Raw genomic sequence first — 4,347 nt, 5'->3', positions numbered from 1 at the left:
GGGGGGCGCGTTGCGAGGGCTGTGGGTGGGTGCGCGGGGGGGGGGGGGGCGCGGGGCGGGGGGGGGGCGGGGCGCCCCCGCCCCCCCCCCCCCACGGCTCGTGCAGCTACCCCTGGAGCGGCCTACGCGTCGAGGTCGGTCGCGACCAGTTCGGCGACCGCGTCGACGGCGGCCTGAGCGCCTTCACCTTCGGCGCTGATGACCACCTCGTCGCCGTATCCGGCGGCGAGCGTCATCAGGTTGAGCACGCTGCCGGCGGCCACCGGGTCGCCGCCGTCCTTGGCGATCCGCACCGCGACGGGTTGCGCGGCGGCCGCCTTGGCGACCAGCGCGGCGGGCCTGGCGTGCAGGCCGACCTTGCTCGCCACGGTGACACGTTTCTCCGGCATGTTCGTCCTCTTTCGTCTTTCTTCTTGTGCGGTCCGAGTCTACTTCGCGGCGGTCTTCTCGAGGTCGGACTCGATCGAGTCGTCCTCACGGCCCGGGGTACGCAGGTTCCACTTGGTGATCACGAAGCGGAACACCACGTAGTAGATGACCGCGAAGACCAGGCCGATCGGGATCAGCAGCCACGCCTTGTGCGCTGTGTCCAAAGAGGAGTTGAGCGCGAAGTCGATCGCCCCGGCGGAGAAGGAGAAACCGAGTTTGATGCCCAGCGCGTTCACCAGCGCCAGCGAGATACCGGTCATCACCGCGTGGAACACATACAGCGGCCACGCGACGAACATGAACGAGAACTCGATCGGCTCGGTGACACCGGTGACGAACGCGGTCAGCGCGGCCGCGATCATCACACTGCCGACGACCTTGCGCTGGCTCGGCTTGGCGGACTGCATGATCGCCAGCGCGGCGGCGGGCAGCGCGAACATGAAGATCGGGAAGAACCCGGTCATGAACGAGCCGGAACCCTGGACGTGGTCGAAGAAGTTGTTCAGGTCACCGCCGCCGAAGACGAACCACACCGGCACGTTCAGCAGCTGGTGCAGGCCGACCGGGATGAGCAGCCGGTTCAGCAGGCCGTAGATGCCGCCACCGACGACGGGGGAGCCGATCACCGCCTCGCCGACGGCGTGGATGCCCTGGTCGACGTACTTGAACAGCAGGCCGAAGATCACGCCGAGGACCAGCAACACCAGCGAGGTGATGATCGGCACGAACCGGCGGCCGCCGAAGAACGCCAGCCAGGAGGGCAGCTTGATGCGGTGGTAGCGCTGCCACAGCACCGCCGCCACCAGGCCGACGACCACGCCGCCCAGCACGCTGTAGGGCCACTTGATCGGCTGGAATTCCCAGCCGAGCTTGTAGCCTTCCAGCTCCTTGACCGGGGCGAAGACCTGCACGACGCTGTTGAACACGACGAAGCCGACGACGGCGGCGACACCGGTCGAGCCGTCACCCTTGCGGGCGAAGCCGACCGCGATGCCGACCGCGAACAGCAGCGGAATCCAGTTGAACAGGCTGCTGCCCGCCGCGCCGATGACCTCCGCGACCTTGTTCCAGCCGAGCCCTTTTTCGCCGAGGAGATCGGGCTGGCCGAAGCGGTTGAGCAGACCTGCGGCGGGCAGGGTGGCGATGGGGAGCATCAGGCTGCGGCCGAAGCGCTGCAGGCCGGCGAGACCCCCTCCGCCCTTCTTCTTCGCCCCCTCCGCGGTGGTGGCGCTCATCGATTACCTCCATGGGGTTGATGGCCGGAATCCGGGGCGTTCCGGTCCAACTGCATCGTCACCTGGTAATGGTCTCCCCGGTACCAGGAAGTCATGTCCTCCACGGGTTCCCCGTTCGAGCTGGAAACCCTGCGGAAGACGAGAAGCGGACTGCCGGCACGGATGTTCAGCAACCGTGCGGTTTCGCGGTCCGCGGATTCGGCCCAGACCGTCTGCCACGCGTGGTCGGGGCGCGCGCCGTACGCGTCGGCGAGCTGTGCGTAGAGCGAACGGCTCAGATCGAGGTCGAGCAGGCCGGGCGTGCGGCCCGCGTGGTACCAGCCGCGCTCCACCGCGAGCGGGACGCCGTCGGCGCGGCGCAGCCGGACCAGATGGTGCGCGGGCACGCCGTCGGCGAGGCCGAGTGCCTGCGCGGAGGTGGCGGGCGGGACCTCGGTGGAGGTCGCCACCACCTCGGTGGCCGGGGTCAGCCCGCGGCGGAGCATGTCGTCGGTGAACGACATCAGGTAGACCTGCAGCTCCATCCGCCGGGCCGCGGTGAAGGTGCCCTTGCCGCGGACGCGGGCGAGCAGCCCCTCCTCGACCAGCTTGCCGATCGCCGAGCGCACGGTCAGCCGCGAAACGCCGTAGCGCTGGGCGAGGTCCCGTTCGGACGGGATCGGCGCGCCGGGTGGCAGTTCCCGTTCGACCGTCCGGCGCAGGATCTCCCGCAGCTGGGCGTGTTTCGGGGTCGGTCCATTGACGACCCGATCGGGTGGCGGGACGGGCGCGGCCGCGCTCATGTTCGTCACCCTCCTCGTCGAAGGCCACTGGGGCCGGTGCTCGCATCCGGGCCGGAAGATTGGTACGTTCCGGTCTAGACCAATGTCTGATGGGGCAGGATGCTCCGCCGCACGAGCGGGTGTCAACCACCGTTATGCGTTCGTGGCCAGCGGTGGGGTGCATGCCGACGAACGGCGTAGTACAGCTGGATCGTCAGCTTCGCCCCAGGTGGAAAACCAACAGGGAACAAGGAGACCGCGATGGCGGATGACAGGCCGGAAAAGATTCTCGCGGCCCTCGGCGGTGCGGACAATCTGACCGAAATCGAGGGATGCATCACCCGGCTGCGGTGTGAGGTCGAAGACATGGGCCTCGTCGACGAGGCCGCGCTCAAGGCCGCGGGCGCGATGGGCGTGGTGAAGATGGGTTCGACGGCCCTGCAGGTGATCGTCGGACCGGAGGCCGACACCATCGCCAGCGACATCGAGGACCTGCTGTGAGCCTGGACGTCCTGAGCCCGGTCGCCGGGCGCGCGGTGGCCATGACCGAGGTCCCCGACCCGGTGTTCGCGCAGGCCATGGTGGGCCCTGGCATCGCCGTCCAGCCCGCGGACGGTCCCGCCGACGCGGTCGCGCCGATCGACGGCACCATCATGACGCTGCACCCGCACGCGTTCGTGGTGGCGGGCGAGGACGGCCGCGCGGTGCTGGTCCACCTCGGCATCGACACGGTGAAGGAGAAGGGCGAGGGCTTCACCCTGCACGTCGTCAAGGGTGAGCAGGTGCGCGCCGGCCAGCCGATCGTCGGCTGGAACCCCACCGCGGTGGCCGAGGCCGGGTACTCCGCGATCGTGCCCGTGGTGGCGCTCGACGCGCAGGCCGAAGCGCTCTCCGCGCTGGCGGAGGGCAATGAGGTCACGGCGGGCGACCGGGTTTTCACTTGGGGCGCCTGAAGGAATTCGAATGCCCTTTGTGGACAGTCAGACCGTCCACAAAGGGCATTCGGCGTTTCCCGGGTGGCTACCCGGTGACGATCTGCCCGTTGTCGACCCTGACCTTGACCGGCGGCAACGGTTGTTTCGCGGGCCCGTTCTTGACGGCGCCGGTGAGCGCGTCGAACACCGACCCGTGACACGGGCACTTCAGCTCGGCGCCCTGCGGCGCCACGGTGCAGCCCTGGTGGGTGCAGATCGCGCTGAACGCCGCCGCGGTGTTCTCCGCGGTCCTGGCCACGACGATGTCCGAGCCGTCGGGCCCCTTGGCGGCCTTGGCCTCGCCCACCGGAACGTCGGCGAGCGCCACGAGCGGCTGGCCGGGCGCCGGCGCGGGCTGGGCGTTCTTCGAGCCCGGCGTGGCGGCGCTCCCCGAGGTGCCGCAGGCGGACAGGGCCACGGCGCCGACGGCGGCGCCCGCCACGGCCGCGCCGGCGGTGAGGACTGAGCGGCGGGAATGCGGTTCGGCAGTCATACCCCTGGACACGGTCGCCGCGCCCGTCCGGTTCAGCGCCGTGCCGGGATTCGGCCGGGTAGGTCCGTGGGGGCCTCCCCAAGGGACTCTGGGTCCCTCAAGGAGGCCCCCACGGCGCGTCAAGTCGTCGGCGCCGAGTGTGCCGAGGGCGTCCCTGGGTGCGTTGGCTGCACCGAAGGCGTCCCTCGGTGCGGCCAACGCACCGAAGGGGCCCCTCGGCACCTGCGAGCCCCCGGCATGTCTCGAACGGCGCGTTCGGGACGTTGAGCGTCCGCAGCGCGTCGTTCGGGACAGCCGCACCCTCAGCTCCGTGCCGTGAAGGCCCCCTTACCTGCGTTCAGGGCCGTGAAGGCCTCCTTACCGGCGCTCAGGGCAGGGTATGTGTGCGGCTCGTCCGCCCCCCGCGGCCCCCCGCGGGCGCTTATAAACAAAACAAACCCCACGACAAAAAATCC

6 protein-coding genes are annotated in these 4,347 nt (G+C 69.9%); 2 read left to right on the top strand and 4 right to left on the bottom strand.

From position 1 onward, the window contains the following. Nucleotides 1-122: 122 nt before the first annotated feature. From ACFWX1_RS39100 to ACFWX1_RS39090, 3 genes are read right to left on the bottom strand one after another with little or no spacing between them, the layout of a single operon-like run. A complete protein-coding gene (locus ACFWX1_RS39100; protein WP_378328503.1) occupies nt 123-389 on the bottom strand; it encodes an HPr family phosphocarrier protein in 267 nt (88 codons plus the stop codon). Nucleotides 390-428: 39 nt separating this feature from the next. Beyond that, the gene (locus ACFWX1_RS39095; protein ID WP_378394895.1) at nt 429-1,664 is read right to left on the bottom strand and encodes a PTS transporter subunit EIIC; all 1,236 of its coding nucleotides are present in this window, start codon (nt 1,662-1,664) and stop codon (nt 429-431) included. Continuing rightward, on the bottom strand, nt 1,661-2,446 hold the full coding sequence (locus tag ACFWX1_RS39090; RefSeq protein ID WP_378394894.1) for a GntR family transcriptional regulator: 786 nt from the start codon (nt 2,444-2,446) through the stop codon (nt 1,661-1,663). Before ACFWX1_RS39090 ends, ACFWX1_RS39095 begins: the two co-directional genes overlap by 4 nt. Nucleotides 2,447-2,635: 189 nt before the next feature. Here ACFWX1_RS39090 and ACFWX1_RS39085 point away from each other — a divergent pair, with 189 nt between their 5' ends. Both ACFWX1_RS39085 and ACFWX1_RS39080 read left to right on the top strand, forming a co-directional pair. Continuing rightward, nucleotides 2,636-2,926, top strand: a complete 291-nt coding sequence (locus ACFWX1_RS39085; RefSeq protein WP_378394907.1) for a glucose PTS transporter subunit EIIB — start codon at nt 2,636-2,638, stop codon at nt 2,924-2,926. Beyond that, complete coding sequence (locus ACFWX1_RS39080; RefSeq protein WP_378394893.1) at nt 2,923-3,378, top strand: PTS glucose transporter subunit IIA; 456 nt, start codon at nt 2,923-2,925, stop codon at nt 3,376-3,378. The genes ACFWX1_RS39085 and ACFWX1_RS39080 overlap by 4 nt, the downstream gene beginning before the upstream one ends. A gap of 67 nt (nt 3,379-3,445) precedes the next feature. Here the strand turns inward: ACFWX1_RS39080 and ACFWX1_RS39075 are convergent, their stop codons facing one another. Next, entirely contained in the window at nt 3,446-3,892 is a 447-nt protein-coding gene (locus tag ACFWX1_RS39075; protein ID WP_378394892.1) for a Rieske (2Fe-2S) protein, read from the bottom strand. Nucleotides 3,893-4,347: the final 455 nt, after the last annotated feature.

The sequence above is a fragment of the Amycolatopsis sp. NPDC059021 genome (assembly GCF_042739895.1).
Classification (GTDB): Bacteria; Actinomycetota; Actinomycetes; order Mycobacteriales; family Pseudonocardiaceae; genus Amycolatopsis.
Note: the sequence above shows the minus strand (reverse complement) of the source record. Positions and strands in the feature narration are given on the sequence as shown.

Bases quoted from the DNA above. Each gene is read 5' to 3' on its own strand.
- ACFWX1_RS39090 (WP_378394894.1), bottom strand. From the start codon at position 2,446: ATGAGCGCGGCCGCGCCCGTCCCGCCACCCGATCGGGTCGTCAATGGA.
- ACFWX1_RS39075 (WP_378394892.1), bottom strand. From the start codon at position 3,892: ATGACTGCCGAACCGCATTCCCGCCGCTCAGTCCTCACCGCCGGCGCG.
- ACFWX1_RS39095 (WP_378394895.1), bottom strand. From the start codon at position 1,664: ATGAGCGCCACCACCGCGGAGGGGGCGAAGAAGAAGGGCGGAGGGGGT.
- ACFWX1_RS39100 (WP_378328503.1), bottom strand. From the start codon at position 389: ATGCCGGAGAAACGTGTCACCGTGGCGAGCAAGGTCGGCCTGCACGCC.